Annotated in this window: 26 protein-coding genes; 13 read left to right on the plus strand and 13 right to left on the minus strand. The window is 69.3% G+C overall.

Annotated elements, in window-relative coordinates; translation table 11 throughout:
- Nucleotides 1-70: 70 nt before the first annotated feature.
- Both AB0M82_RS08265 and AB0M82_RS08270 read right to left on the minus strand, forming a co-directional pair.
- A complete protein-coding gene (locus AB0M82_RS08265) occupies nucleotides 71-616 on the minus strand; it encodes a DUF6431 domain-containing protein (RefSeq protein WP_364718725.1) in 546 nt (181 codons plus the stop codon).
- A 703-nt stretch (nucleotides 617-1,319) separates the two neighbouring features.
- On the minus strand, nucleotides 1,320-2,183 hold the full coding sequence (locus AB0M82_RS08270; protein ID WP_364718726.1) for a universal stress protein: 864 nt from the start codon (nucleotides 2,181-2,183) through the stop codon (nucleotides 1,320-1,322).
- Nucleotides 2,184-2,359: 176 nt separating this feature from the next.
- Between AB0M82_RS08270 and AB0M82_RS08275 the strand changes: the two genes are divergently transcribed.
- Entirely contained in the window at nucleotides 2,360-3,133 is a 774-nt protein-coding gene (locus AB0M82_RS08275; protein ID WP_364718727.1) for a prepilin peptidase, read from the plus strand.
- Nucleotides 3,134-3,303: 170 nt separating this feature from the next.
- Here AB0M82_RS08275 and AB0M82_RS08280 read toward each other — a convergent pair whose 3' ends face one another.
- Nucleotides 3,304-4,449, minus strand: a complete 1,146-nt coding sequence (locus tag AB0M82_RS08280; RefSeq protein ID WP_364718728.1) for an MFS transporter — start codon at nucleotides 4,447-4,449, stop codon at nucleotides 3,304-3,306.
- 81 nt (nucleotides 4,450-4,530) lie between these two features.
- On the opposite strand from AB0M82_RS08280, the gene AB0M82_RS08285 reads away from it, so the two are divergent.
- The 3 genes from AB0M82_RS08285 (at nucleotide 4,531) to AB0M82_RS08295 (ending at nucleotide 6,492) form a co-directional block, all read left to right on the plus strand.
- Entirely contained in the window at nucleotides 4,531-4,938 is a 408-nt protein-coding gene (locus AB0M82_RS08285; RefSeq protein ID WP_364718730.1) for a MarR family transcriptional regulator, read from the plus strand.
- Nucleotides 4,939-5,203: 265 nt separating this feature from the next.
- Nucleotides 5,204-6,034, plus strand: coding sequence for a hypothetical protein (locus tag AB0M82_RS08290; protein WP_364718732.1), 831 nt, complete (start codon nucleotides 5,204-5,206; stop codon nucleotides 6,032-6,034).
- 122 nt (nucleotides 6,035-6,156) lie between these two features.
- Nucleotides 6,157-6,492 (plus strand): hypothetical protein, encoded by a 336-nt coding sequence (locus AB0M82_RS08295; protein WP_364718733.1) that lies wholly within the window; start codon nucleotides 6,157-6,159, stop codon nucleotides 6,490-6,492.
- 75 nt (nucleotides 6,493-6,567) lie between these two features.
- Here AB0M82_RS08295 and AB0M82_RS08300 read toward each other — a convergent pair whose 3' ends face one another.
- From AB0M82_RS08300 to AB0M82_RS08315, 4 genes are all read right to left on the minus strand, one after another.
- Entirely contained in the window at nucleotides 6,568-6,792 is a 225-nt protein-coding gene (locus tag AB0M82_RS08300) for a helix-turn-helix transcriptional regulator (protein ID WP_364718735.1), read from the minus strand.
- Nucleotides 6,792-7,406 (minus strand): DUF2975 domain-containing protein, encoded by a 615-nt coding sequence (locus AB0M82_RS08305; protein WP_364718737.1) that lies wholly within the window; start codon nucleotides 7,404-7,406, stop codon nucleotides 6,792-6,794. Before AB0M82_RS08305 ends, AB0M82_RS08300 begins: the two co-directional genes overlap by 1 nt.
- Before the next feature lie 61 nt (nucleotides 7,407-7,467).
- Nucleotides 7,468-7,602 (minus strand): hypothetical protein, encoded by a 135-nt coding sequence (locus AB0M82_RS08310; RefSeq protein WP_364718929.1) that lies wholly within the window; start codon nucleotides 7,600-7,602, stop codon nucleotides 7,468-7,470.
- Between the two features lie 233 nt (nucleotides 7,603-7,835).
- On the minus strand, nucleotides 7,836-8,603 hold the full coding sequence (locus AB0M82_RS08315; protein WP_364718738.1) for a DUF6348 family protein: 768 nt from the start codon (nucleotides 8,601-8,603) through the stop codon (nucleotides 7,836-7,838).
- 207 nt (nucleotides 8,604-8,810) lie between these two features.
- Between AB0M82_RS08315 and AB0M82_RS08320 the strand changes: the two genes are divergently transcribed.
- Complete coding sequence (locus tag AB0M82_RS08320) at nucleotides 8,811-10,319, plus strand: DUF6461 domain-containing protein (RefSeq protein ID WP_364718740.1); 1,509 nt, start codon at nucleotides 8,811-8,813, stop codon at nucleotides 10,317-10,319.
- Nucleotides 10,320-10,519: 200 nt separating this feature from the next.
- On the opposite strand, the gene AB0M82_RS08325 is transcribed toward AB0M82_RS08320, so the two are convergent.
- On the minus strand, nucleotides 10,520-10,969 hold the full coding sequence (locus tag AB0M82_RS08325) for a GNAT family N-acetyltransferase (protein ID WP_364718741.1): 450 nt from the start codon (nucleotides 10,967-10,969) through the stop codon (nucleotides 10,520-10,522).
- A gap of 155 nt (nucleotides 10,970-11,124) precedes the next feature.
- On the opposite strand from AB0M82_RS08325, the gene AB0M82_RS08330 reads away from it, so the two are divergent.
- On the plus strand, nucleotides 11,125-11,520 hold the full coding sequence (locus tag AB0M82_RS08330; protein ID WP_364718743.1) for a DUF4279 domain-containing protein: 396 nt from the start codon (nucleotides 11,125-11,127) through the stop codon (nucleotides 11,518-11,520).
- A gap of 228 nt (nucleotides 11,521-11,748) precedes the next feature.
- On the plus strand, nucleotides 11,749-13,734 hold the full coding sequence (locus AB0M82_RS08335) for a hypothetical protein (protein WP_364718744.1): 1,986 nt from the start codon (nucleotides 11,749-11,751) through the stop codon (nucleotides 13,732-13,734).
- Nucleotides 13,735-13,791: 57 nt separating this feature from the next.
- Here AB0M82_RS08335 and AB0M82_RS08340 read toward each other — a convergent pair whose 3' ends face one another.
- Both AB0M82_RS08340 and AB0M82_RS08345 read right to left on the minus strand, forming a co-directional pair.
- Nucleotides 13,792-14,646, minus strand: coding sequence for a DUF1963 domain-containing protein (locus AB0M82_RS08340; protein WP_364718745.1), 855 nt, complete (start codon nucleotides 14,644-14,646; stop codon nucleotides 13,792-13,794).
- Nucleotides 14,647-14,823: 177 nt separating this feature from the next.
- The gene (locus AB0M82_RS08345; RefSeq protein WP_364718746.1) at nucleotides 14,824-15,210 is read right to left on the minus strand and encodes a helix-turn-helix domain-containing protein; all 387 of its coding nucleotides are present in this window, start codon (nucleotides 15,208-15,210) and stop codon (nucleotides 14,824-14,826) included.
- A 98-nt stretch (nucleotides 15,211-15,308) separates the two neighbouring features.
- Between AB0M82_RS08345 and AB0M82_RS08350 the strand changes: the two genes are divergently transcribed.
- The 4 genes from AB0M82_RS08350 to AB0M82_RS08365 all read left to right on the plus strand — a co-directional run bounded on the left by AB0M82_RS08350 (nucleotide 15,309) and on the right by AB0M82_RS08365 (nucleotide 19,482).
- Nucleotides 15,309-16,064 carry an SDR family oxidoreductase gene (locus AB0M82_RS08350; protein WP_364718747.1) on the plus strand — a complete coding sequence of 252 codons (756 nt, stop codon included), beginning with the start codon at nucleotides 15,309-15,311 and terminating at the stop codon, nucleotides 16,062-16,064.
- A gap of 639 nt (nucleotides 16,065-16,703) precedes the next feature.
- The gene (locus tag AB0M82_RS08355) at nucleotides 16,704-16,925 is read left to right on the plus strand and encodes a hypothetical protein (RefSeq protein WP_364718749.1); all 222 of its coding nucleotides are present in this window, start codon (nucleotides 16,704-16,706) and stop codon (nucleotides 16,923-16,925) included.
- A gap of 535 nt (nucleotides 16,926-17,460) precedes the next feature.
- Nucleotides 17,461-18,234: an Ltp family lipoprotein gene (locus AB0M82_RS08360; protein WP_364718750.1), complete on the plus strand. Its 774-nt coding sequence runs from the start codon at nucleotides 17,461-17,463 to the stop codon at nucleotides 18,232-18,234.
- Between the two features lie 702 nt (nucleotides 18,235-18,936).
- On the plus strand, nucleotides 18,937-19,482 hold the full coding sequence (locus AB0M82_RS08365; protein WP_364718751.1) for a hypothetical protein: 546 nt from the start codon (nucleotides 18,937-18,939) through the stop codon (nucleotides 19,480-19,482).
- 251 nt (nucleotides 19,483-19,733) lie between these two features.
- Here the strand turns inward: AB0M82_RS08365 and AB0M82_RS08370 are convergent, their stop codons facing one another.
- Genes AB0M82_RS08370 through AB0M82_RS08380 form a run of 3 tightly spaced genes read right to left on the minus strand, consistent with a single transcriptional unit; the run spans nucleotide 19,734 to nucleotide 23,899 of the window.
- Entirely contained in the window at nucleotides 19,734-20,651 is a 918-nt protein-coding gene (locus tag AB0M82_RS08370) for a type II CAAX endopeptidase family protein (protein ID WP_364718753.1), read from the minus strand.
- 33 nt (nucleotides 20,652-20,684) lie between these two features.
- Nucleotides 20,685-23,150 carry an FtsX-like permease family protein gene (locus AB0M82_RS08375; RefSeq protein ID WP_364718754.1) on the minus strand — a complete coding sequence of 822 codons (2,466 nt, stop codon included), beginning with the start codon at nucleotides 23,148-23,150 and terminating at the stop codon, nucleotides 20,685-20,687.
- A complete protein-coding gene (locus AB0M82_RS08380) occupies nucleotides 23,150-23,899 on the minus strand; it encodes an ABC transporter ATP-binding protein (protein WP_364718756.1) in 750 nt (249 codons plus the stop codon). Before AB0M82_RS08380 ends, AB0M82_RS08375 begins: the two co-directional genes overlap by 1 nt.
- 159 nt (nucleotides 23,900-24,058) lie before the next feature.
- Here AB0M82_RS08380 and AB0M82_RS08385 point away from each other — a divergent pair, with 159 nt between their 5' ends.
- Both AB0M82_RS08385 and AB0M82_RS08390 read left to right on the plus strand, forming a co-directional pair.
- The gene (locus tag AB0M82_RS08385; RefSeq protein WP_364718757.1) at nucleotides 24,059-25,264 is read left to right on the plus strand and encodes a sensor domain-containing protein; all 1,206 of its coding nucleotides are present in this window, start codon (nucleotides 24,059-24,061) and stop codon (nucleotides 25,262-25,264) included.
- Nucleotides 25,255-25,890, plus strand: a complete 636-nt coding sequence (locus AB0M82_RS08390) for a response regulator transcription factor (RefSeq protein ID WP_364718758.1) — start codon at nucleotides 25,255-25,257, stop codon at nucleotides 25,888-25,890. The genes AB0M82_RS08385 and AB0M82_RS08390 overlap by 10 nt, the downstream gene beginning before the upstream one ends.
- Nucleotides 25,891-25,972: the final 82 nt, after the last annotated feature.

The raw sequence follows: 25,972 nt of genomic DNA on the forward strand, positions 1-25,972 counted from the left end.
CGGTTGTCGTCCGCCGGCGAGTGGCCGGGCGGACTGAGGCCGAAACTCGGCCCTAGAGGCCAGTACGGGATCAGGGCGGCCGATCCGGAGCGTTTCCGTGGGCGTCGTGGGGCGGACTCGTGTTGACGAGCAGCCGGCCCTGGGTGCGGCGAACGGCGACCTGCCACGGGGCGGGCGGGCGAGTTGATCGTTCCAGGGCGAGCACCGCCGATGAAGCGGTGTGTCCGGCACCGGCGAGCCGCACGACGCGCTGCGGTTCCATGCGTGCGCAGGCACGCAGCCAGTCACGCACGGTCGTCTCCGGCATCCGCAACCGCTGGGCTATCCGGCGGTATCCCACGCCGGTGGCGTGTGCCACCAGTGCCCGCCAGATCACCCGCGCCGCGTAGGCCCGGCGGAACAGCAGCCAGTCGGGCAGCAGCACATGGGTGGTACGGCAGGCCGCGCAGCGAGCACGACGAGGACGCACCCGCACGTGACAGCCGTCGCCGACGCGAATGACGCGCTCCCTTGCCATCCCCCACGGCCGAAGCGCACCGCGACACTTCGGGCAGCACAGCGCACCGGAAGTAAGCGCGCGTTCGACATTCGGTCCGGTGTCCCGCACCACCTGCATGCCGCGCGCCTCGACTCCTGGGCCGCCCCGGCTTTCGTGGAGACCTGGCCCTGCGTCTCACGCTGCCTGAGGCCACTCGGGCATGTCGCGCCAGGAGTCCTGCCATAACTCCAGCGGCGGGCGGTGCCCGCACCACGAGTGCAATCTCGCGCTACTATACCAGAAATCCCATTTCGCGATAGCAAATGTAAACTCCGTTGCACATTGACAGACTCGGCCAACGCGTTGTTGTGCCTTGACCATGATCGAGAGGTTCTGATGCGGAAAACAGACGCTGACAATTTTCTTTGCTGTTACGGAGATGCAGATAGGCTCATCGACATCGGCATGCATGCACTGGTGTCAAACCATTACGAGCTGCCGTGGCGAATGAGCCATGCTGATGAACGCCTACGGAAAAGCCGTCGCAAGAGGCGGCAGGCATGAGCCTGGAAGGCGAACTATGGACGATGCATCGCCAAGCCGGGCGGCATCAAATTCAGGGCCTTAATGCTGCTCTGGGATCAGCCAGGGGGAAACCTGCCTACCGCTCTGGCGGTGCCAGGAATGAAGATGGTGCGAGCCTGGTTTAGCCACTCAACGGAACAGGTTGGCGGCTTTGAAATGATCTTGGGGTGTCAGGTTCTGGTTCCCTTGAGGCGTGGTCCGAGGACTGGAACCGGTTCCGCCGCACCGGCGTCGTGCGGGTCCGGCTTTCCCGTCTTCAGGAGGTGGTGCGCACGAGGTGGACCGGGCAGGCGGCGTGGTGCAGGAGTGCCTGACCGGTGGAGCCGAGCAGCAGGCCGGGGAAACCGCCGCGGCCGCGGTCGCCGAGCACGACCAGCTGCGCCGCGGCGCTGCGCTCGACGAGTTCGCGCCGGGGGTGGGCCTGGACCACGACCTGCTCGACGACGACGTCGCCGGTGTCGTGGGCGAGGACCTGCTCCTCGAGCAGCCGGCGGCCGGCCTCGGTGACGCACCGCGGGTCCCGGTGCGGTGGCGGGCTGTCGGACCAGGCGTGCAGCACGACCAGGGGCGCGCGGCGGGCGCCGGCTTCGGCGAGGGCGGTCGCCAGGACCCGCGTGCCGGCTTCGCTGCCGTCGACCCCGGCGACGATCGGGCGGCCGGCCGCTTCGGGTTCGTCCCAGCTGTCCCCGCGGACGACGACGGTGTCGCAGCGGGCGTGGGTGCCGACGGCCGAGGCGACCGACCCGGCGAGCAGGCTGGTCAGCCTGCCGTGCCCGGTCGATCCGACGACGAGCAGCGCGGCGGTTCTCGACGCCTCGATCAGCGTCTGGGCGGCGCGGTCGGAGTCGAGCCGGGTGACCGCGCCGGGCACGCCCTGCGCGGCGGCCAGCTCACGCGCGGTCCGCAGCGCCCGGAGCCCCCGGGCGCGCAGCGCCTCGACCAGCTCGTCCGGCGGCGGCACGACCCCGCCCGCGAGCAGCGCCGGGACGTCGAGAGCGTGCACGATCTCCAAAGGCGCGTCCCGCAGACGCGCGGTCCGCGCGGCCCACCGGACAGCGTCGAGCGACTCGGCCGACCCGTCCACCCCAGTGACGATCGGCGGCCCCGTTGCGGCGGTCATCGGCGGCTCCCTGACACATCTGTCGTCCTCAGACTCTAAGCCCGCGCGGTCCCGGCCGGGACCGCGTAGCGCGATGGACGGCCGCGTACGCGTGTCGTCCGTGCTTGTGCGGTCGCGGCCGGGGCGCCCCTCGGGCAAGATCTGCGGCGTCCCCAAGCGCCCGGAGGTGGAGCCCGATGCTGGTCGTGGCGTCGGCGATGCTCGGCCTGCTGGTCGGGTCCTTCCTCAACGTCGTGATCCACCGGGTGCCGCGGGGTGAGTCGGTGGTCCGCCCGCCGTCGCGCTGCCCGGACTGCGGCCGGGGGATCCGCGCCCGGCACAACGTTCCCGTCTTCGGCTGGCTGGTCCTGCGGGGCCGATGCGCGGGCTGCGGCCGCCGGATCAGCGTCCGCTACCCGCTGGTCGAGCTGGGCACCGCCGCGCTCTTCGCGCTGCTGGCCCTGCGGCTCGGCCCGCCCGACCTGCCCGCCTACCTGTACTTCGGCGCGATCGGGATCGCGCTGGCCCTGATCGACCTCGACGTCCGGCGCCTGCCGAACGCGATCGTGCTGCCGTCGTACCCGGTGCTCGCGCTCCTGCTGACGGCGTCGGCCTGGTGGCGCGACGACTGGTGGTCGCTGGCCCGCGCCGGCATCGGCGGGGCCGCGCTGTTCACGTTCTACCTGGTCCTGGCGCTGACGTACCCGGCTGGCATGGGCTTCGGCGACGTCCGGCTCGCGGGCATCCTGGGCGGGGTGCTCGGGTACCTGTCCTGGTCGGCGGTGCCGCTCGGCGCGTTCGGCGGCTTCCTGCTCGGCTCGGTGGCCGGGGTCGTGATGCTCGCTTCCGGGAAAGGCGGCCGCAAGACGGCGCTGCCGTTCGGGCCGTTCATGATCGCCGGGGCGCTCGTGGCGATCTTCGCGGCCGGGCCGCTGGGCCAGGCCTACCAGCGGCTGACAGGCCTGGCCTGAACGGTCCCCGGTTCCCGGACCAGCTGAGCACCGACACCTGCCTCGCCCCGGTTCCGGCGGTCAACGGAAGGCCGTGAATGGCACATTGAGGGACTCTATGTCCCTCAATGGGCCATTCACAGCTTTGGGCGAGCACCTGATGGCGGCGGCGACGCTGCGAACGGCGATCGTCACGCCGGCACCCGGCGGTCCTGGCGCAGCGAGTACAGGGCGATCCCCAGCCCGGCGACGGTGAGGACCGCGGCGACGAGGTAGATCGAGCGGAGCCCGGCTCCGCCGTCGACGAGCCGGCCACCCAGCCAGCCGGCGAACGCGGCGGCCAGCTGGTAGCCGGATGCGTTGACCGCCACGGCCAGCGTCGGCGCGGACCCCGCGGCGGTGATCACCCGGGTTTGCATGCCGGGGACGATCGCGAAGGCCAGCGCGCCCAGCAGGACCGTCGTCACCACCGTCGCGACCGGGTTACCGCCGCCCAGCCAGGCCACGCCCAGCACGACGGCCAGCGCGGCGAGCAGTCCGGCCAGCGACGGCAGCAGTGCCCGGTCCGCCAGCCGCCCGCCCACGGCGTTCCCGAGGACCGCCCCGGCGCCGTAGCCGAGCAGGAGCACCGGGACGGCGTCCGACGGGAAGCCGCCGACCTCGGTCAGCAGCGGGGCGAGGTAGGTGAAGACCGTGAGGACGCCGACGTTGCCGACGGCGGTGAGCGCGATCGCCAGCTGCACCCGCCGATCGGTGAAGACCCGCAGTTCGCCGGTCACCGGACCGGTCGTCGCCGACGGACGGTCGGGGACGAACCGGAGCACCATCAGCAGCGCCACCGCGGCGGCGGCCGCGACCGACCAGAACGTGGCCCGCCAGCCGAGGTGCTGCCCGACGAACGTGCCGAGCGGGGCGCCCAGGACGATGCCGAGGTTCAGTCCCAGCGCCACCGTGGCCACAGCGGAGCCCTGCTTGCCCGGCCGTGCCTCCGACACCGCGGTGGCGAGCGCGAGCGCGAAGAACGTCGCGACCACGAGCCCGGCGAGCGCCCGCGTCACCAGCAGGACGACGAAGCCGGGGGCGACCGCCGACGCCGCGTTCGCCAGCACGGCCGTGGCGACCAGCCCGGTGATCAGCGGCTTGCGAGGAAGCCGCGCGGTCAGCAGCGTGACCACCGGACCGCCGACGATCATGCCGACGGCGTAAGCGGTCGTGAGCAGCCCGGCGGCCGAGAGCGGCACCGACAGCCCGGTGGCGACGTCGGGAAGGATCCCCGACACCACGAACTCGCCGGTCGTGAGGCTGAACACGACGAGCAGCAGGGAAAAGATGAGCACGCGAACCCCCAGATAGTTCGAGTTAGCATTATTCTAACTAGAACTATCACAGTTCGAACCGTGCGCGCTAGAGTCGGGGACATGGCGAGCGAGGACATCGATCGGGACGTGTGCAAGCTGGTCCACGGGCTCGCGCGCACGCTCGACGGCCATGTCCGCCGGGTGGCGGACGAATTGGGCCTCACCCCGAGCCAGGTGGTGGCGCTGCGCGAGTTGTCGGAGCCGATCACCGCGCGCGAGCTGGCCGCGCGGATGGCGTGCGAAGCGTCGAACGCGACGTTCGTGCTGGACCGCCTTGAGGAGCGCGGCCTGCTCAACCGCCATCCGCACCCGACGGACCGCCGGGCCAAGGAGATCGTCCTCACCGCCGAAGGGCGCCAACGCCGGGAACGGGCGTTGAAGCTACTGGGGGATCACTCCCCCCTGGGTTCACTGCGGGCTGACCAGCAGGAAGCGTTACGGGACTTACTGAAGGCCCTGGACGCCTGACGCCGCCGGCGGACGTGGTGGACGACCAGACATCGTCACCTCATGCCACTGGCCGCGAGGGTTCGGCCCGGTCGCGCATCCGGCGAACGGGCGCCACATGGGGCGGTGCTCTTTGTCGGTCTTCCTCTGCCCGGCACGCCGCACCGCTTCGCCGAACTGCCGGGCGGCCCAGCCCGCCGGCTGTCGATCAGCGCGTCGCGCGGGGTGACAACCGGCGGCCCCCGCGGTCCGCGCGCGGGAACCCGGTCACCCACGAACGCGGCTGGTGGCGGTCGCGGTCGTGCTGCTCATGGTTTTCGTCGCGGCATCCGCCACCCCGGCCGGAACGGGTGCCGGAACGGATGTCCCGGAGATCACCGCGCCGGCCTGGCAGGCGCAGCCGGTTCCGGTGTCACCGGAGCTGTTCGGCGTGACCATGAACAGCGCCACCGGCACCATGCCGGCGTTCCGGGTGGGCAGTGTGCGCTTTTGGGACAGCCAGACCCGCTGGGCGAACCTGCAGCCGGCTCGCGACCGGTTCGACTGGACCACGTTGGACCGGTTGGTGGACGGCGCGGAGAAAGCCGGATTGCCCACGCTGTTCGTCCTGGGTGGCACACCCTGGTGGGCGGCACCGGGCTCGCCGAAGGGCGCCTACACCGACGGTTCGCGAACCGGTGCGCCCGAGGACCTCGCCGACTGGGATCGCTTCGTCCAGGCCCTCGCGTCCCGGTACCGGGGCAGGCTCCACGCCTACGAGCTGTGGGTGCAGGCCACGCATCACATGTACTACTCGGGGTCGGTCGAGAAGCTGGTGGAGATGACCGGGCGGGCGGCGAAGATCGTGCGCTCGAGCGATCCGGACGCCACGCTCGTCTGTCCCTCGATGGGACAGCTCTGGCAACCGCAAGCACGGGAAATCCTGCGGCGGTTCGCCGAACTCGGCGGTTACCAGCACTGTGACGCCGCGGGCGTGAAGCTGTACCAGCGGAACGCGGCCGACCCGCCGGAAACGCTGGTGCCGCTGCTGCGCGAGATCGACGCGACGATGCCCGCGGCCGGCGTTCACCCGCCGCTGTGGAACACGGGCACCGTCTACGACATCCCGCTGCGGTAGCCGTTGACCCCGGCGCGCTCCACCGACTACGCGATCCGGTTCTATCTCGCCGGCCTCTACGGCAGGGAGTTCAACCTGCGGCGGATGTACTTCTACAACGGGGTTCCAGCAAGCTTCCCCTGGTGCTGCAGGCCGAAGGAAGCCCGCCGACCGGCGCCGCCCTCGCTGTCGAGACACTTCAACGCTGGCTGGCCGGTTCCCGCTTGCGAGGCTGTGGGCAGGGGCTCGCCGCGGGACTGCCCGCCACCGTCTGGCAGTGCGCCTTCCTCGACGAGTCCGACCGGCTGAGGGTGATCCGCTGGACCCACTCGGGAACCGCGTTCACGACAACGGGCCCGGGCGCCGAGTCCCACTCGCGGATCAACGGTACAACCACGGCAGTGCATCCGGGCGAACTCGTCCAGGTCACGGAAACCCCGTCCTTGATCACCCACGCCCCCCACGCCGGGCCGAGTTGACGCACAGCTCTACAGCGTCCCTTTCCCTGCTGCCTCGATTTTCACCGGTTCGGCTCGTGGGAGCCGCCGGTCTCATTAGGGACCGTCGAAGGTGAGGATGTCGCCGGGCTGACAATCCAGCTCGCGGCAGATGGCGCTCAGCGTGCCGAAGCGGATCGCCTTGGCCCGGTCGTTCTTGAGGATGGACAGGTTCACGACCGTGACGCCGACGCGTTGTGCGAGCTCGGCCAGGGTCATGCCCCGTTCGGCCAGGAGTCGATCCAGGTGCGCACGGATCTGATGCGGCTCCTCGGGTGGCATCAGACGAGCCCTTCGGTGTCCGCGCGCAGGCGTGCACCCTGCCGGAAGGCCTCCGCCGCGGCGGCGACCAGGAGGGCCAGCAGCAGCCAGGGACCGGAGATCGTGTAGCTGAACGGAATGCTGCGACCCAGGTCCGCCCCGCTGACCAGGAGGCGGGTGGTGATGGCGTCCAGCACGGGAACCACGGCGCCCATGACCAGGACGGCCAGCGCGACGATGGTCAGCCGCCGGGTGTTCCGAGCGGCGAAAATCTCGCCGTCGCGGAGGGTGCGCGCCATCCGGCGCAGGAGCTCGAGGATCAGCAGCGCCAGCGAAGCTCGGACGACGTCCGGCAGCACTAGCAGCAGACGCTCGGTGAGGTCGGGATGGGCGAAGGCGAGCTCCGCGGTGCGGGTGCCGCGAAGCGTCACGCTGCCCGCCGACGCGATGTCGGGCCCCTGCGGGAGGTCGTCCAGTTCGACTTCACGGCTGCGGATCGGCGACAGCGGCCCTGTCACGCCCAGGATCGGCAAAACGACGCCGAACAGACCCACCAGCAGCAGGGCCAGGCCCAGGGCCGCTTCGAGGACGCGGTTGTCCAAGCTGCTCCAGGTCCACCAAGGCTTTTCTGTCATGCTTCCCCCAGTCATGGCGCGTATCGTTACTCGATACTAACGACTAACGATACGCAGGATGTCAAGGTGCTGTGCCGCCCTGGATCAGCTGATGACAGCCTGGCGACTGCGCGGACTTGACCGGGCCGGGAGTGGCCAGGACCGGCCGGCCGAGCGCGGAGGCGACACGAGCGGGGTTGCGGGCACCGCTGCACATCACGGCCTCGACCACAACCGTCGCCCAGGCCAGGGGCAAGCCGCCCGATTTCGGCGAACAAGCCGATCATCGCTCCACCGTGCTGCCCCCGGCGATTCGGGTTCCCGCCGAGGTGGACGAAGTACGTACGTACCATTCACCGGCTGAAGATCCATCAACGCGTAATCAGCGAACTCATCGACCAAGGCCTCGATCCCAGCGAGACGAGGTGACGTGGTCGTGATCCGCCACGCCTAGAGTTCGAGGGACGTGGCCGGGTAGTCCGGTCCCCCGCCGCCGGCCGGCACCGGAAGCAGCACCGCGTAGTAGCGGGCAGCGGTGAACGTGGCCGGCTCAGGCAGGTTCAGCGCCGCCATGGCGGCTGACGCGGCGGCGTGTCGTTCTCCGTTGATCCGGATCTCGGCCTGCATCGCCCCGGACTGCCCGCCGTAGAAGACCTTCACGCCGTTGAAGAACGGTGATTCCAGGTCGGCGGTGAACGTGGCGGCGACACTGGACAGCACGTTCGCCTCCAGCAGCGTGATCTGCAGGCGCTGGTTCTCGTCGGCGTCGAGACCGAAAGCAACCGCGCCGGAGGTGATCGTGTGCCAGCCCGGAACTCCACGGCCTTGGCCGGGTCCGACGTGTTCGGCGAAACGCCCGCGTCGATCGAGTAGCTCCAGCAGGCACGCGCCCGCCGTCTGCGTCCACGCGTCGGCCGCGTGCCTGGGATCGCCGGACAAGGCCATGGCGCAGTCGAAGAAGCACGGCACGTCGGGTTGGATGGTGATGTCGGGTAGCGCGACGAGGTCGTAGTGGTGCTTGCCGCCATGCTGCGGGGGTGTCACGCCCACCGCCCAGCCGTGGGGGCTGATCAGCGAACTGCCTTTGAGCTCGGCGCCACGTGTCACGCCGGGTGCGCACGCCTCGAGGCTCGCCCGCACCAGGGCGAGGAACTCCAGATCCGGCAGGCGCTCCGTGCCTGATCCGACGTCACCCCGACGGCCTCGTTTCCAGAACATTAGGCAGATGCTAACCGTCCTGAGCGCGTCCGGAGACCGAATATGCCATCCACCCCTCTTTCCGCCGATCTTCGAGCACCGACGAACGCACTGTCATGCCGCGGAGCGGGCGGCCGTGCCGAGTGGAGGACATCCGCGCGGCACGGGACGTGCCGCGCGGAAGCTTGCCGCCTCGCAACTCCGCATCCAGGCCGCTACAAAGGAGTGGTGACCGAGGATGATTTCGACTGGCTGTCGACGAGCCCACTGGGTGAAGCCGCCTGTGTGACCATGGTGAAGACGACGGATGTGGACGCCGTGGTCCGCGGCTTCGGCGGCATGGCGGGTAAGGCCCGGACCATCTCGTTCGCGGAGGCAGGGGACGACCTCGACGAGGCGTACGCGGTCGCCGTGTGCCGCCAGGGCGAGTACGTCGTCGCGATCGAAGCCAACGGCTTCCAGGGCTCGCGGCCCGAGGTCCTGCGCCGGGTGTCGCGGCTGGGCGAGACGGTGAGCGCCTTCTGGAACATCGAGGCACTGACCAGGTTCAGCTACGCCGTCGACGGCCGCATCAAGACGGCGTTCGAAGCCAGCGCCGACTCATCGAAGGAAGGCGAAGAGCCCGATTGCCTCGCGCCGCTGGTCGCGGAGATCGACTGGGAGGCGGGTCATTGGCGGACTGGCCTGCTCCTCCTTGCCTCCCGGCTGACCGGGCAGCCGTTCACCGAAGACTGGCTGTCCGGCGAGGTCCTCGTCGCGCCGATCGCGGAACACCTCGAGGACATGCACCCGGTGACGCCGGGGTATGAGTCGCTGGAGTACCAGCACCCGGTGCTCGCCGCCGCCCTGCTTCGCGCCGAGGACGAGGCGCTGCTGACAGTCGCCCATGCCGCCGTCGACGAAGTGGTCGCCTCGGCCGGGCTGACCGGGGTACCCGACGGCGGAATCGAGTTCGACGAGCTGACCCGGATGGCCCGCTACGAGGCGGGCGCGAGCGGCTACGGCGGCTACGCACCAGGTGCCGACCGCCTCCGGCTCCTCGCCCTGGACGCCGTGCGCGCGCTGCGGACCGCGCCGAACCCGCTTACCGCGGCATTCAAGACGATCGACGCGGCGAAACTCGCCAAGCAACTGGACCGACTGGATCCAGCGCCGATGCTCGCCGGTTTTCTAGCCCTACTGGGAAGTCCACCGCCACCGTCCGGCGCGGATGGCGCGAGTGCCGGTGCCGGCGGCCCGCTGGAACGCCACGCGTGGATCACCGATCACTGGCTGGGCCTCGCGGCCTCCATCACCTACGCGCGAAGTGTCCCGCTCGACACCGTCGCGGCGGCGTTCGGCGGCATCGCGTTCGGTGCAGGACCGGTGTCTCTCACCGACACACCACAGGTCGCGCTGCGGCGCGAGGGCGACTGGACGATCGCGATCGGGTTCAACCGGAGCCCGTTCGCGCACGAGATCGTCGACGCCCTTCGGCCGCTCACGACGGTGGTCAACGTCGGCTGGGAGACGCGCGGCAACAAGCTGGCCTACTTTGCCCAAACTGGCCACGACGTCGCCGTGGTCCGGCCGGGCCACGGCGACGTCCCCGCGCCACTGGTTCCCTACACCACGTCGCTCCCAGCACCAGCGGGCGACGCCGCTCCGTGGCTGCTCGCGCTGGGTGAGGCCATCACCGGCATCAGCTTCACCCCGGAAGGACTCGACACGCAACACACACTTCTCCGTCCTGGCTGAAGGCTCTTGCCCGGCATCTCGGCATCGGCGATCGAACGTCCGCTATTGCCGACGAGCGCGCATCGGCAGAAGCGATCGAGTCGCGTTTCCGGGATGGGTTGGTTGCTGCGCAGGAGGGGCGGCGAGCCTGGTCGGCATCGGTCCCACTCCGGTTCGAACGCGTGGCAGCCGACGCGATGCCGTTGGTCGAAGCCGAACGGTCAGGGCAGTTCTCGCGTCGGTAGCACCTTGCGAAGGTAGGTCGCCGATTCCTCATACCCCAAAGCCAGGTAGAACGGCGCCGCGCGTCGGGTAGCCAGGGCGGAAAGGGCGCAGTTCCGCTGTGCCGCCCAACGTTCCGACGCCTGCATCAGAGCTCGGCCGATGCCGCGGCCCCGCGCCTGTGCGCGTACCAGGATCTCCTCAACCCAGGCCACCGGACCATTCGCGTAGAACGTACGGTGATTGAATCCCAGCAGATAGCCGAGTACGCCATCGCTGTCGGCAGCGACCAGGAGACAGGCGTCATCGGTCGACAGCACTGCTGCGTAGCTGTCGTGGAACCGGGCTTTCGAGAACGTGAACGACTGCGCCAGCTGACCCGCGAGATCGCACACAGCTTCCGCGTCGGCTGTCGTGCCGTACCGGATGTGGACCGAAGAGCAACTCATCCGCAGAGGATCCAAGCGGCGGTGGCGTTCGGCAACTGCATATCCGCTTCTGCCGCTGATCGGTCGTTCGTCAGGACGCTCGCGCCGAAGACGGCGTGATCGGCTCATGCGTATTTGCCTCGCGGTGGAGTGGCCTGTCGCGCCATGATGCCGGGGTGCGGACAGGTGCGACGTTTCGGCTCGCCGGCGATCACGGCGGAAGCGCCGCGACTGTGACTCGGCTCCTCGATCTACAGCCATCGCAGACATTCGAAGCCGGAGAACGGGTCGCACGCCGTTCGAGTGCCATCCGCCGGGGATCACTGTGGCTGCTGTCGTCCGAGCTGCCGCCCAACGGCGAGGTCGCCGATCATCTTCACTGGCTTCTCGACCGGCTCGAGCCGAAGGCTGACGCCTTATGGCGACTGACCGACCAGGGGTATGTGGCCGACTGGTTCTGCCTGGCGGCATCTCAAGCGACCGAACACGCCATCGAACTCGACCGACTGCTTCTTCGCCGGCTGCTCGCGTTACCGGGCGACCTGCTCCTGGACGTCATGGGCGACGACTGACGCCAACGTCCGGTCGTGCCGAATAGCGGACGTCATCTGGCTCTCGACGGTCCGCCGGTAGCCGAGACTGCGTGAACTCGTATCAGCCCGCGAGCGAATACGAGATACATGGTCCATCGAGCGAGAGGCAGTTGATTGATGAACCGGGCAAGCACGTATTTCCGGCGAACTGCTCTACTGAGTACGGCGCTGGTATCGGGGCTGCTGGCGGTATCGGGCGTACAGGCGGTGGCGGCACCGGTCTACCAGCTGACGCTGCGCATGATCGACCGCAACGGCGCCGTGGCGACCGCGAACTCTCGCGCGACGTTCGACGTGATCAGCCTCAGCGGTGGCGGCCGTGCACGCGACGTACCCGCGGGGAGCACCCTGCGGCTTCCCGCTGACCGTTACGCGCTCGTGGGCAGCCTGATCACACCGCGCCCTGGGCTGGACCCCTCGATGGCCGCGATGGCCCACCCGGAGCTCAACCTGACGCGCGACACCACCGTCACCCTGGACACCCGCCAGACCGCGAAGGTCACCGCGAACGTCGACCAGCCCGAGGTGACCGGAGGCAGTTCGCTGGTCGAGATGGGAGTGCGCCTGGGCGCCGACCAGACGCAGTCCATGTTGTTCCCGTTCGACCAGCGCTTCCACGAGATGTTCGCCGGCACCGTGCCGGGCACCTCGTCGGCCGCCTTCTATTTCGGCGCCAGCCACCGCCTGGAACAACCGCGGCTGGAACTGTTCGGCGAACAGCCGAATCGCTTCCCGGTCCCCACCGCGGCGATCGGGGCGCCCCTGCCGGTGGGGTCACGGACGCCCGCGCTGGCGTTCGGCGGCGCGGGTCGCCAGGAAGACTTGGCCGGAGTCGAGGTGCGCGACCGGCTGGTGGTACTCGAACTGCCCTGGGACACCACCCCGGAGACGCTGGCCGAACGGGTCGCCACCGTGCGCGAACACGGTGGCGCGATGGTGGCCGCCTGGCTGCCCCCTGCCGACGCGGTGCGCCAAGGCACGGAGCTTGCGCGGCAGCCGGGCAGCCGAATCGCGGCCGCGGCGAAACCCTCCAGCGAACTGACCGGCTCCAAGGCCGCCCAGGCACTGGTACTGCCGACCGTCCAGATCACCGGCGCGAACGCCGAGCGGTTCGCCGCGTTGGCCCGGACCGGTGCCGGCACCGCGGCCGTGATCGCCCACCCGGAAATCCGGGACGCCTATGAACTGTCCTTTCCGGCCACCGGGCGGGTCCCGGCACAACTCGAGCACTCGGTGCGCAAGTCCGAGCTCGCGGCGGTGACCATGGCTTTCCACGGCTATTCGGCGGAGTCCCCGCCCCAGATGCACGCGATCCACCGGGTGGCAGGGGTAAGCCTGGGAACGTCCCGGCTGGGCTATGGAACACCGGGGCTCGTGCGAGCGGAACGCCAGGAGTACTACACGCCGGGCACCTGGGCCTTCCTCAACACACTGGTGAGCCAAACTTCGAGCGTCGGCGGTGACCTGCGCGGCGAGGAGATCTTCGCGGCGGGCAAAAGCTACCGGCTGGCGTGGAACGGTGCGGTCACCGGCCCCGGCTTCCGCGGCAAGCGCGCCTATCCGGCCGACACTCCCTGGGCCGCACGCACCACGCAGGAGATCGACATCAGCATCCCGTTGTTCTCTGACGGTGCCGGGCACACCGCAACCGCGGACTTGGACGCGCCGGGTGACCGCGGCAGCACCACGCTCTACCGCGAAGGCCGGCTTTTCGGTGGTCAGGCGACTCCCGGGCGCGCGGTGTTCGTGGTGCCTACCGAGGACGCCGGTTACCGGCTGACCACTGAGGCGGAACGCGACGAACCCTGGGCGCCGTTGTCCACCAAGGTCTCCGCCGAATGGACCTTCCGCAGCGGATACGCCCAGGGACCGAGCCGAGCGCTGCCGCTGCTGGAGGTGCGGTACACCCCGGCGGTGGATCTGGCCAACAGCGCGCCGGGCGGCGGCACCTTCACCATCCCGGTCACCGTGTCCCGGCAGGACGGTCCCGCCGCGATCACCGGCCTGCAGGTCGAAGCGTCCTACGACGGTGGCGTCAACTGGCGGCCCGCGAAGGTGAGCGGGCAGGACGGCCGGTACAACGCCGAGCTCAGCCACCCGGCGACCGGATCTGTCTCCCTGCGTGCAAAAGCCGCCGATGCCGACGGGAACACCACGACCCAGAGCATCATTCACGCTTACCGGCTCCGCTGACACCGGTTGTTCCCGCTCTCGCACAGAATTCAAGAGGTCGGGAACAACCGCAAGTGGCTAGAAACCTTCGAACAAGGCGACTGCCTGCTCGTAGTCCCCGTCGCGGAACGCCTTCGGCGGCAGGATGAAGTGCACGTAGCCGCCATCACCGAGGTCGTGGTGCCCGATGGTGATGATGTGGCGGTACGGCTCCTTCAGCTGCGGGAAGCTGTTCTCCAGGTTCGGCCAGCCGAACGCCTGGTCGGGCGAGAAGAAGACGTCCTCGTACTTGTACAGGCCCTGCTCCCGCTCACAGAACTCGAGCCAGGGATCGCCGAGGCGGTCCGAAGCCAGCCAGCCCGGCATCGACCGATAGTAGATGGAGTCTTCGGTCTCTCCGCCGTAGTCCACCGTGTCGAGGACCGGGTCATAGGAGACTCCGCGCATCGAAGGCAATGTCACGACGGGTACCGCGTAGAACGGTTCCGGGGCGTGGATCGATGCCGGTGCGGGTGCTGACTCCTCGATCGCCAGTGCCGGGTCCGCCGGGATGATCCGGCAGAATCGCGGGTCATCGATGTCCCGGAGAGGCGCGCCCTCGAGCACGTATCCGCGCTGGATGTCCGGGTCGAAGGAGAAGATGTTCAGCAGCCCGTCGGGTGGGCGTTCGTCACCGAGCCAGGAGCCGAGCGCATCGACGTCCAGGACGGCGAACAGGCTGAGCGGAACGCCGTCGTACTCGGGCCACGGCGTGCCGGGATTCAGCAACGCCGGACCGCCCCACCTGCCGAGGCCGGCCGCGGTGATGCCCGGCTTCACCGGACGCAGCCCGAACCCGGGTTTCGCCAGTGCCGCGACCTGCGTCCCGACATGCTCGCCCAGATGCTCGACGCACAGCTCCCGCGCCCTCGTGCACGCTTCCGCAAAGCTCACCCAGCTCACCACGACATTATGCTCGCACGGGCTGCGGGCGCTCGACGTGCCCGAGGAGGCGGTGGCCAGGCTCTGGCACGCGGCGACGCTGCTGCGGGAGCACCGCGGGAGACCGGCGAGCGGCCGGCCACGGAGGTGACGAGTCGTTGTGCGGAGGTGCTGGTCGCGAGTCTGACGTCAGTTCTGGTCGTCGCGGGCGGTCAGGATGGCGTTGCCGTGGTCGGCTACCCAGCGCATGAGCTGGCGCAGCGGTTTGGCGACGCTGTGGCCCATGTCCGTGAGCGCGTAACTGACCCGCGGCGGGGTGGCCGGCTCGACCGTGCGCTCGATCAGTCCATCACGGGTGAGCAAGCGCAGCTTCTCCGACAGCACCTTCTCGCTGATCCCCCCGATCTGGTCACGCAGCTCGTAGAACCGCAACGGACCTTCGGCCAGTTTGACCAGTACCAGCGGCGCCCAGCGGCCGGTGATGCGGTCGAAGACGGCCCGGCCCGGGCATTCGCTGTGGAACAGATCACTGTGCCTGTTACGGGGAAGCAGTTTGGCCTCGACATTTTCGCCCATGTTTGGAGCTTACGCAAAAGTAAGCCCTTACCTCAGGTAAGCCCCCCGGTTAGCGTCAGGCCTCCAAGGCGCACGAGGAGGAACTGATGACGAGCACAGTGGCACTGGTCAGCGGAGCAAGTCGCGGTATCGGGGCGGCGATCGCGCGGAGCCTGGCACAGCGCGGGCACCACGTGATCGTGAACTACCATCGCAGTGCCGACGCGGCCAAGCAGGTGGTCGCCGACATCGAGGCGGCGGGCGGCAGCGCCGCGGCCGAACAGGCCGACGTCTGCGACGACACGCAGGTAGCCGCACTGGTCGACCGGGTACGCGCCGAGCACGGGCGCGTGGATGTCCTGGTGTGCAACGCGAATACGGTCCAACCGCCGTTCGAGCCGCTCGCGTCGCTGCCGTGGGACGCGTTTGCCGGCAAGGTGGTCGGCGAACTCGCCGGTTCCTACCACCTGACCCAGCGGGTCCTTCCCATCATGCGCGAGCAGCGTGCCGGACGGATCATCTACATCTCCAGCACCGTCGCCGACATGGTCGGCATCATCGCCGCGCACTCGACCGCCAAGGCCGCGCTGAACACGTTCAGCCGGCACGTCGCCGCGGAGGCCGGGCAGTACGGTGTCACCGTCAACACCATCGCGCTCGGCGCGGTGAACACCGATGCCACAGCCGACGTGTTCGACGCCGACAGGCGCGCATCCTTCGCGCAACGGTCGGTGCACGGCCGAATCCTCGAGCCGGCGGACATCGGCGCCGCGGTCTCGCTGCTTGCCGACGCCGGCTTCGGCTCGGTGAGCGGCCAGGTGATCCGCCTCGACGCCGGATTCGACGTGCTGAACCAGCAACTGGCCGCGTCCTGACCGGACATCCCGTAACGGATTGAGGGGCCGCCACGCCCGCCAGCCACGCGTGGCCCGCCGCAGGTCGTGGAAACGCACTCTCTTGCCGCTGATCACGCGCTACGTCCTGTCCTGCCGACGAGCTGGAGTTGCGGAAGATCACTCCGTTCGTCGGTGGTGGGAGGCTGGGGAAGATACCCAGCGGCGGGCGGCGTCGTCTTCGGGCCGTGGGTCGACGGGAGTCGGGCGAGCGCCGGCGAGTAGACCTTCCACCATCGGTGCTCGCGCACACCATGCCCAGCGCGTCAGGGTCGACGACCCGGTCGGGGCATGAACCATCGGCGAGGAGCGCTCGGTGGTTGCTCAGCTGGTGGCCGACGCGGTATCCGATGCGCGGGTTGCGGTATTTTTTGCGGTACCGTCAGGTTTCCATGGCCTTCGACGTAGTCGGAGCAGTGCGCAAGCAGGGTTTGCCACGCCAGTTCCTGTCCCCCTGTGGCGTCGAAGCCCAAGGGCCGGGCTGGCGAGAGTCGAGGCCGGGGACGGCGTCACCCACCTGACCGGCCGGCGGGTCACCGTCGCGCGGGGTAGCCGCCGCAAACCTCGGCGCTCATACGAGGATCGCTGCCGCGCAACCGCGCGATGACAGTGCGCGGGCGCGTGCACATCATCAACCCCGATGCCGAAAACGTCCCGCCCGGCCGGGACTTCCCGCTGCGGCTGATCCTCGATGTCTGGCACCGCATGCAGAAAGGGTTCTTCTTCAGGTCGTTCGACGACAACGCACCCGATGACCGGTTGCACTGCGACCTGGATCAGGCCATGGCCATCGCCAACTCGTGTTCCCCAAAGGCGAACGCGGTTCGGGTATTTGGACACTAAACCTCCAAGCCCGAAACTCTCGACCATACCGTAATGGCCTCTGAGATGGCCGCAGGCGCGTTCAACCCCCACTTAGGTACCCGGTCTCCCAACTGAAACTCTAGGAGTTTCGCCTGGTCAGGGCCACTTTTGAACAAACCCAAATTTGACTGCGGGCGCTTGAACCCACTCAGATGCCTACTTGGATGCGGTTGACCGTACTCAATTATTGAGGTCGCACTGCACCGCACTAGACCTCCGCCAAGGTGGTATTGTTGTCATTGAACCACGTAAATTGATGGATAATGAGCCGAAATTGGCGCACAAGTGCGACGCGCGTTGCGCCAACGCCAAGGGTGACCCCAGTGGCTGTAGCTACGAGTGAGGCGGCGAGAACCATGGCACCGACTTCCGTGGAAACGGCCCGGCAGCGACGTGCTGGTCTCGATGGGAGTCAAGCCTTAGTGCGGTAGTGCGAATGGCATACTATCCGGTTCGAGTCCAGAGCGTGCACTAAGCGAACGCGGTAGGCGTTCGCAAATGAAGGGAAATTAGAATGAATTATCATCCTCCGTCCCAGCACTACCCGTCCGCGCCTGTCGGACCGCCAGTCAAGAAATCTAAGCTCAAGGGTGTCGCCGTCACGGCCTTGGTTCTCGGTCTTGTGGCTTTGTGCCTTAGTCCTGTGCCATTCCTGAATAACGCAGGTTTTTTCGCCGGAGCTATCGGATCCGTGTTCGCTTTTGTGGCGCTGTTCGGTACTCACAAGGCCATGGCATTGATTAGCTTTGTGCTGGCCGTGGGCGGCATTACCGCTACTATCGCTTTTCAGGCGGCCTGGGCCGAAAGTTTCGAGGAGACGTTCGGCTCTTCTTCGACAGGCGCTATGACAACCACAAGTCAATCCATCCCACTGTTGTCCACTACCGTTGCGAGCGCACCGCCAACAACGACACCGTTAACAACGACACCGGTGGTACCGTCACTGGAGACAACACCAGTGGCGACATCGCAGTACCCGCCGCAAGTTGAGCAAGCCCGAAGTTCCGCCCAGTCGTATCTGGATTTCGCGGGGTTCTCCCGTGCCGGCCTGATCGGGCAACTGTCATCACAGTACGGCGCGGGGTTCCCGAAGAACATTGCTACACAAGCGGTCGATAGCCTGTCGGTCGACTGGAACGCGCAGGCCGTGCGATCCGCTCAATCGTATCTGGATTACACATCTTTTTCGTGTTCTGGGCTGACCCAACAATTGTCCTCGCCTTACGGAGGTGAGTTTACGAAATCTCAAGCCACTTATGGCGCTCGGCAGACTAGGGCGTGCAAATAAATCGGCACTGATTGATCGGTAGCGTAAATGGAATACTTCCCGTTTCAAGTCCGGGGCGCCCAGGATTCGGAATCTTCCTAGTGGGTCACGCACGGCTTGTACTTGTCGAGGCAGGCGATCACGTCTTCGACGTCGGCTTCTCCGCGGTCGCCGATGCGGCCCTTGTCCTGTTCACCCGTGCGGGTCAGCGGGCTCGGACGGCGAAGACCTTTTAACCCTGATCCGCGCCCGGTGACGAAGGTGTTCTCGCCGAGGCGGTCGGCGACGATCGCGAGGAGGTATTCGACGTCGGTCCACGCGTGCCCGTGAACCGTGCGGTGGAACGCCGAGGTCGGGGGCAGGTGCTCGACCAGTACGCGCAGGTGCCGAGACGGACAGCACGGGTACGCGAAGCTGCTGACTTTCCCGGCGACATCGGAAGGGCTTGGTTACACTGGAGGACTTGTTCGACTACGCGCAGACCGGAGCTCAGATGACGGCTGATGACCCCGAGGACAGCAGCGCGTTCGGAAATATTCTTGGATGACGAAGTCCACAAACGACAGAACTAGGAGAGCCGGTTGACGATCACGGTGAGGGTCCCGGGCAGAATTATCGATGGCTGGTATCTGTCTATGCCGCGCTCAGCGTGTTCTCGGTCGTCTTGATCTGTTTTCGGCCGCCGGCTGACGGGGCGGAGCGTCTTCGCGCTAGAGTCGATCCATGGACGATGCCTCGTGGCGAATCGCGCTTTCGGTAGCGAGGGCGGCCGAACACTGCGGTTGCCTCGAGCCGAGCGACTGGCCGGACGTCGCGGTCAGCATGCTGCTGGAAGGCAATGAGGATCCGGAGATCGCCGAGCTGGCAGGTTTGAGCCGCCAGGCGACCGGGTGGGACACAGAACCGCTGGTAGCCGCCGCGTGCGAGCGCCACGAGGTCTCGGCTGCCGATCCGGACGAGTCGACCGATCTCGTGGCACGGTTGATGGCGGACGACCTCCGGGCCCGGCCGGCCGCGGTCACCGCGCCGATGATCCGCCTCTTGGCCCGGCTCGCGCCGCCGGACTTCACATCGGACCTGGCCAGCCGATGCTTCAGCGTCGAAGAGTACCTGGACTGCGGCTGCGTCCAGGTCGATCCCGACTTCGAGGCGGAACTGCGGCAGCTGCCGACACTGCGGCTGGCCGCCTCCATCGTTGAGGCACTCGCGCGGCCGCTGCGCTCGACTCTCCCGACCTCTCAGCCTCCTCACGGACATCACGAGCACTAGACCGACAACGGGTGAGAGAGTTACCGCTCAGCAGCTGAAAGTCGGTGTCGTCGTCCAGCCGACGTCCGGCGGCGGACACGGCCGGAACACCGTTTCCGACCCCTGCTTCGTGGTCTACTCGGCGTTCGCCGAGCACTTCGCCGATCAGCACTACCTCGCCCAGAACGCGCTGCTCCTCGAGCTGATCGGCGACTCACGAAAGTGAGAAGCCCCGGCCGGACCCGGCCAGGGCTTCTTCACACGGCCAAGGGCTACCGGACCGGCGATGCCTGGGCGGACGCCGGTACTTCGGGACTCCGGTACCCGAGCCGGCCGCGGGTGGCGATGACGACCACCGCGGCGGCCAAGCCCGACGCGACGAGGAACGTCGCCGCGATGTCGTCGACGTCCGTGCCGGGGAAGAGTTCCGCCCACGCGATCGACATGAAGTTGTTGACGCTGGTGTGCACCAGCATCGCGATCGGCAGGCTTTCGCCGCTGCGGTTGAACACCCACGTCATCAGGATGCTGAAGAGGGTCGTCGTGGCGATGAACTCGACGATGGTCCAGACCGTTACGTCCGGCCAGTGGCCCCACTCCGAGAAGAACAGCGGCACGTGCCACAGGCCCCACAGCGGCCCCAGGATCAGCGTGCCGCGCAGCGGTCCGAACCTGGGCTGCAGGTGGGGCAGGGCGAAGTCGCGCCAGCCGGGCTCTTCCGCGAGGCCCGTGGTCACCATCTGGAGCACCAGCCCGGGGACCAGAGCCACGAACAGCATCGCGCCCGGGAGGTGGATGTCGCCGCCGTTGAGGGCCAGCCCGGTCACGACGAGCGCCGCCGGCACGCCGAGGATCGAGCCGGCGTACCAGCGCCAGTTCACGTTCCACTTCAGCAACCGGCCGGCCCAGCGCCGCAGGCCCGGCCGGCCCTGGGCGGCCGCTGTGACGATGAACGCCGCCAGGATCGGACCGAGGTAGGCGCCGGGCAGCACGCCGAGCAGCTGGGTCGTGCCCAGGATCTTCGGGAAGTCGAAGTCCGGCTCCACGCCGAGGCCGGTCTTGCCCAGCACGTACGGGGTCCACGCGATCCAGCTGAGCGCGAACGCGAGGGTGAAGAAGCTGACGAGCGGAGACCGGGCGATCAGGCCTCGGATACCGCTGTGCGGCGTGGTTTTCTGCGGAACTGCCACGACGATCCTTTCTCGATTGTCTGGTGTGGACGGTCATTCGCCGACGCGCATGGCCGCGACGGCGGCCGGGCGCAGGGCGAACCGGGTGGGAATGGCGATGGCGCCCCAGCCGAGGAGGGCGGCGGCCGCGACGATGCCGAGGTAGATCAACGGCGGCACAGCGGGAATGGCGGCTCCGGTCAGGCTGAGGCTGATCCCGACCAGTGGGGGCAGCGCGGCCAGCGAGCCGAGCACGACCGCGGCCACGACGACGACGGCCGCTTCGCGCCGCGTCATGGCGCGGACCTGGCGGGGTTTCGCCCCGACCAGCCGCAGCAGCGCGAACTCGCGGATCCGGGCCGCGGTGGCCAGGACCAGGATGTTCACCACCGCGATCGCGATGAAGGCGATCAGCACGAGGTTGAGCAGCAGGTTGACCGTGGACTGCGCGCCCGCGGCGTCGTTCCGCGCCGTCGCGAACGATTTCCGGTCGGTGACGCGGAGTTCCGGGTACGCCCGCAGGAAATCGGCTCCTGGCGCACCCGCGACCAGGATCTCGTCGTCGAGCCCGCTCGTGGTGTGCCCGGCGACGGCGTCGTGCGGCAACGTCAGGTCGCCGAACCCGAGGCCGCTGCCGTAGATCGCGACGACGCGGGCGTGGTGGGGAGTGCCGTCGCCGAGCCGCATCGTGACCGTCTCGCCGAGGTCCACCCCGAACACGCCGGCCGCGTTCTCGCTCACGGCGACAGCGTCTCCTGTGAGACCGTCCAGGCTCCCCCGGCGCACGTCGAGGTTCAGGACACGAGGGAGACCGTCCGGTGTGACGCCCTGCGCGGAGTACGCCTCGGTCATCGGCTCACCGAACGTCGGCGAAGTGACCAGAACCTGCGTCCGCACCACGGGAACCGCCGCGTCCACCCCCGGCGCGCGCCGGACGGCGCCGGCCACGGCGGGGGCGATGCCGCCGTCGGCCACGAGCACGTGGTCGGCGAGCAGCCCGGTCTCGGTCTGGTGCCGCGCCGCCGCGGCGGTCGTCGTCACGGTGAAGATCTGGACCGCCGCCAGCGTCACCCCCATGATCAGCGGGGTGGTGGCGGCACCGAGCCGCCGGGAGCGGGCCCGGGTGTTGGCCCCGGCGAGGAACCCGGCGGACCCGTGGCGCAGCCCGAGCGCGCCGAGCACCGACGCGGTCGCGGTGAGCAGCCGCGGGCCGAGCAACGCGATGGCGACGACCAGCAGCAGCGCCGACGACGCGGCGCCGGCCGCCCCCGCCGTTCCGCTGATCACCAGCGGGAGCGCGATGCCCGCCACGGTGCCGGCGATCGCGAGCACCCAGCCCGTGAGCACCCGGCCGCGGCCGAGCTCGGGCGGTTCGACGGCGGCTTCGCCCAGCGCGTCGACCGGGCTGATCCGCGCCGCGCGGCGGGCGGCGATCAGGCCGGCCGCGACCGCGGACAACACGGACCCCACGACCGCGGCGACGATCGGAAGCGGGCCGATCACGAACCCGAAGCCCTCGGGGATCGAGCCGAAGCGGACGAACACGCCGTGCAGCCACAGGCTCAGGGCGACCCCGGGTCCCACGCCGAGCACAGCCGCCACCGCGGACACCAGCGCGGATTCGATGCCGATCAACCGGTAGAGGTGCCCCGGGGCCGCCGCGATCGCCCGCAGGAGCGCGAACTCGCGACGGCGCTGCTGGATGGCCAGGCCGAGAGTGCTGGCGACCACCAGCAGGACGACCATGAACATCGTCCCGCCGAACGAGGCCGCGACGACCGTCAGGAACGAACGCGCCGCGCCGACGTCGAGGAACTCGGCCGCGGCCCGGTCGTCGCCGGTGGCCGTGGCCACCCCCGGCACGGCCGCGCCGATCCGCCGGGCGAGGTCCGCGGCGTCGGCACCGGGCTCGGCCAGCACCGCGACGGCGTCGACCAGGTCCGGCCGGCCGGCGACGACGCGGGCCTGCTCGTCGGTGAAGAACGCCGACGGCTGCCCGGCCGCGACGGTGCCGACCACCCGGTACGACGACGCGACCCCGCCGACCGTCACGTCGACCACGGCACCGACGCGGCCCGCGTCGAGCACCACTTCGTCGGGTCCCCGCGGGGCCCGGCCGCCGGTGAGCGTGCCCGCGCCGAGCCGGGTCGACGACCACCCGTGGGCGACGAGCGGGACCGAGCCCGCGGCACCACGCAGACCGGCCCGCACGCTCACATCGGGCACGACCGCGGCGACTCCGGGCACCCGGGCGATGTCGGCGGCGCGGGCGACGGGCAGCGGAACGCGCTCGGCGAACCGCTGGTCGGGTTCGTCCCCTGTGGACAGTGTCTGCTCCGCGGTGACGACCACCGCGGCGGCGGCGTAGCGCTGCGGCGGGATTCCGGAGCGCAGCCCGGATTCGAGCAGGACGCCGCTCGCGGTGATCAGGGCGGACCCGGCGAACACCGCGACGAACGCGGCGGCGAACGCCGTCCGGCGCGCGCGGATCGTCTGCCAGGCCAAGGCGAACATGCTCATCACCACTCCCCCAGGTGCGTCATGCGCTGGGCGATCCGCTCCGGGGTCGCGGCGGTCAGCTCCCCGACGATCCGGCCGTCGGCGAGGAACACCACGGTGTCCGCGTACGAGGCCGCGACCGGGTCGTGCGTCACCATCAGCGCCGTCTGGCCCCACCGGTCCACCGTCTGGCGCAGGGTGCCGAGCACCTGCCGCGCGGTGCGGGTGTCCAGCGCGCCCGTCGGCTCGTCGAGGAACACCACCTCGGGCCGGGTGACCAGGGCACGGGCGATCGCGACGCGCTGCTGCTGACCACCGGAAAGCTTGCTCGGACGGCGGTCGAGGGGGACGTCCAGCTCGACCGACCGGACGACCTCGGCGAGGAACGCCGGGTCGAACCGCTGGTTGCCCAGGCGCAGCGGGAGCACGATGTTCTGCTCGACCGTGAGCGCGTCCAGGAGGTTGTAGGACTGGAAGACGAAGCCGATCCGCTCCCGCCGCAACGCGGTCAGCTCGGACTCGCGGCGCCCGGTCAGCTCGGTGTCGCCCAGCATGATGCGGCCCGACGTGGGCCGGTCCAGACCGGCGGCGCAGTGCAGGAAAGTGCTCTTGCCCGACCCGGACGGGCCCATGATCGCCGTGAAGCTCCCCCGCCGCAGGCCGAGGGTCACGTCCTTGAGCGCGGGCACCGCGGCCTCGCCCTTGCCGTAGGTCTTCGCCACCGACTCCATCCGCACCGCGTACTCGAGCCCGTTCGCGACCGCTGTCATGGTCTGTTCCTTCCCGTGGGATCCGGTGCTCCAGACGCTATGAGCGGGCGGGGCGCGGCACACGGGGCTGGGATCCCGGATCGGGGGTGTAGCCAGCTACACCCTCATCGGGGGTTCAGTAGAGTGCGGCCACTGCACCGCAGGCCCCGGGGAGCGGCGATGAGGACAGCGATCAGGCGCAGCGCCGGTGCGACCGCGGTGCTGGCGTCCGGACTGCAGACCGCGCTGCCCGCGCTGGTAGGCGTGGTCGTCGTGCCGCTGCTGGTGTTGCTGCTGCCGTTCGTCCCGGCGGCGGCCAAGCCGGTACGCGCGCTGGCCGGGCTCGAACGCCGGCGGGCCGGCCGTCACCTCGGGTGCCGGCTGCCGGAGGCCGCCCATGCCGAGGTCGGCGGCCGATCGCGGGCGGTCCGGGACCCGGCCACCTGGCGCGACCTGCTCTGGCTGGTCGTCCACGGTCTCGCGGGCACGTTCCTCGGCCTGACCGGGATCGCGTTGTGGCCCGCGATCGTGTCCAGCGCGCTGCTTCCCGTGTACTGGTGGTGGTTCCCGCCGGACAGCTTCACCGGCATGCTCATCCAGATCGGAACGTGGCCGGAGGCGCTCACGCTGCCGCTGGTGCAGGCGGCCACCTACGCCGCCGCGGTGTACTGGCTGGTGCCGCTGATCGCGCGCGGCCAGCTCCGGCTCGCGCGGTCGCTTCTCGGGCCCGGCGACGCCGAGCTGCTGGCCCAGCAGGTCGAGACCCTCACCCGGACCAGGGCCGAGGCGCTGGAATCGCACGGCGCCGAGCTGCGCCGCATCGAGCGTGACCTGCACGACGGGATCCAGGCGCAACTGGTCGCCGTCGCGGTGCGGATCGGTCTCGCCGAACGCACCCTGGGCGCCGAACCGGAACGCCCGGCGACGGCGTTGCTCAGGGACGCCAGGACCGGGATCGAGGACTCACTGGGCACCCTTCGCGAAATCATCCGCGGCATCTACCCGCCGATCCTCGCCGACCGGGGGCTGAGCGGCGCCGTCCACGCACTGGCCGGCGGGCAGCGCATCCCGGTGACCGTCCGCGTGCCCGACGACCTGCCCCGGCCACCGGCGGCGATCGAGGCGGCGGCATACTTCGTCGTCGCCGAGTCGCTGACCAACGTCACGAAGCACAGCACGGCCGCACACGCCGAAGTGATCCTCGACGGCGACGGGCACAGCCTGCGCGTCACGGTCCGCGACGACGGCCAGGGCGGCGCCGATGCCGAGGGCGGGAGCGGGTTGTCCGGCATCCGGCGCCGGGTCGCGGCGCTGGACGGAACCGCCCGGATCGACAGTCCGGTGAACGTGGGAACGACGATCGAGGTAATGCTGCCATGCGCATAGTTCTCGCCGAGGACAACGCACTCCTGCGGGAGGGGATCTCGCTGCTGGTCAAGAGCGCGGGGCACGAGATCGTGGGGATCGCGGCCAGCGGCCCGGAGATCCTGCCGACGCTGCTGGCGCACCGCCCGGACATCGCGGTCCTCGACGTCCGGATGCCCCCGACCTTCCGCGACGAAGGCCTGCGCGCGGCGATCGCGGCGCGCGATCACCTTCCCGGGCTGCCGGTGCTGGTGCTGTCCCAGTACGTGGAGCAGGCCTACGCGAAGGAATTGCTGGCGACCGGCGCGGCCGGGACGGGGTACCTGCTCAAGGACCGGGTCGGCCGGGTCGAGGAGTTCCTGGACGCGCTCGAGCGCGTCGCGGCCGGGGGCACCGCGCTCGACCCCGAAGTGGTGGCCCAGTTGATGAACAAGCGCGACCCGCTGGACAGCCTCACCGCCCGGGAGCAGGAGGTGCTGCACCTCATGGCGCAGGGTTACGACAACCTTTCGATCGCCAAGGACCTGGTGGTCACCGAACGGGCGGTGACCAAGCACATCGGCAACATCTTCCGCAAGCTCGGCCTGCCCACCACCGACAGCGGTCACCGGCGGGTGCTGGCCGTGCTCGCGTACGTCAACGCCTGAGCCGAGGTCGGCAGCGCTACGGCGGCGGTCCCGGCACCGCCGCAGCCCTGCTCCTCGCCGCCGGCGACAACCCACGCCGGCT

The sequence above is a fragment of the Amycolatopsis sp. NPDC051128 genome (assembly GCF_040682715.1).
Classification (GTDB): domain Bacteria; phylum Actinomycetota; class Actinomycetes; order Mycobacteriales; family Pseudonocardiaceae; genus Amycolatopsis.

Excerpts from the sequence above, each read along its gene's own strand:
- AB0M82_RS08265 (WP_364718725.1), bottom strand. The coding sequence starts at position 616 with ATGCAGGTGGTGCGGGACACCGGACCGAATGTCGAACGCGCGCTTACT.
- AB0M82_RS08270 (WP_364718726.1), bottom strand. The coding sequence starts at position 2,183 with ATGACCGCCGCAACGGGGCCGCCGATCGTCACTGGGGTGGACGGGTCG.
- AB0M82_RS08275 (WP_364718727.1), top strand. The coding sequence starts at position 2,360 with ATGCTGGTCGTGGCGTCGGCGATGCTCGGCCTGCTGGTCGGGTCCTTC.
- AB0M82_RS08285 (WP_364718730.1), top strand. The coding sequence starts at position 4,531 with ATGGCGAGCGAGGACATCGATCGGGACGTGTGCAAGCTGGTCCACGGG.
- AB0M82_RS08300 (WP_364718735.1), bottom strand. The coding sequence starts at position 6,792 with ATGCCACCCGAGGAGCCGCATCAGATCCGTGCGCACCTGGATCGACTC.
- AB0M82_RS08305 (WP_364718737.1), bottom strand. The coding sequence starts at position 7,406 with ATGACAGAAAAGCCTTGGTGGACCTGGAGCAGCTTGGACAACCGCGTC.
- AB0M82_RS08310 (WP_364718929.1), bottom strand. The coding sequence starts at position 7,602 with ATGTGCAGCGGTGCCCGCAACCCCGCTCGTGTCGCCTCCGCGCTCGGC.
- AB0M82_RS08315 (WP_364718738.1), bottom strand. The coding sequence starts at position 8,603 with ATGTTCTGGAAACGAGGCCGTCGGGGTGACGTCGGATCAGGCACGGAG.
- AB0M82_RS08325 (WP_364718741.1), bottom strand. The coding sequence starts at position 10,969 with ATGAGTTGCTCTTCGGTCCACATCCGGTACGGCACGACAGCCGACGCG.
- AB0M82_RS08345 (WP_364718746.1), bottom strand. The coding sequence starts at position 15,210 with ATGGGCGAAAATGTCGAGGCCAAACTGCTTCCCCGTAACAGGCACAGT.
- AB0M82_RS08360 (WP_364718750.1), top strand. The coding sequence starts at position 17,461 with ATGAATTATCATCCTCCGTCCCAGCACTACCCGTCCGCGCCTGTCGGA.
- AB0M82_RS08365 (WP_364718751.1), top strand. The coding sequence starts at position 18,937 with ATGGACGATGCCTCGTGGCGAATCGCGCTTTCGGTAGCGAGGGCGGCC.
- AB0M82_RS08375 (WP_364718754.1), bottom strand. The coding sequence starts at position 23,150 with ATGAGCATGTTCGCCTTGGCCTGGCAGACGATCCGCGCGCGCCGGACG.
- AB0M82_RS08380 (WP_364718756.1), bottom strand. The coding sequence starts at position 23,899 with ATGACAGCGGTCGCGAACGGGCTCGAGTACGCGGTGCGGATGGAGTCG.
- AB0M82_RS08385 (WP_364718757.1), top strand. The coding sequence starts at position 24,059 with ATGAGGACAGCGATCAGGCGCAGCGCCGGTGCGACCGCGGTGCTGGCG.
- AB0M82_RS08390 (WP_364718758.1), top strand. The coding sequence starts at position 25,255 with ATGCGCATAGTTCTCGCCGAGGACAACGCACTCCTGCGGGAGGGGATC.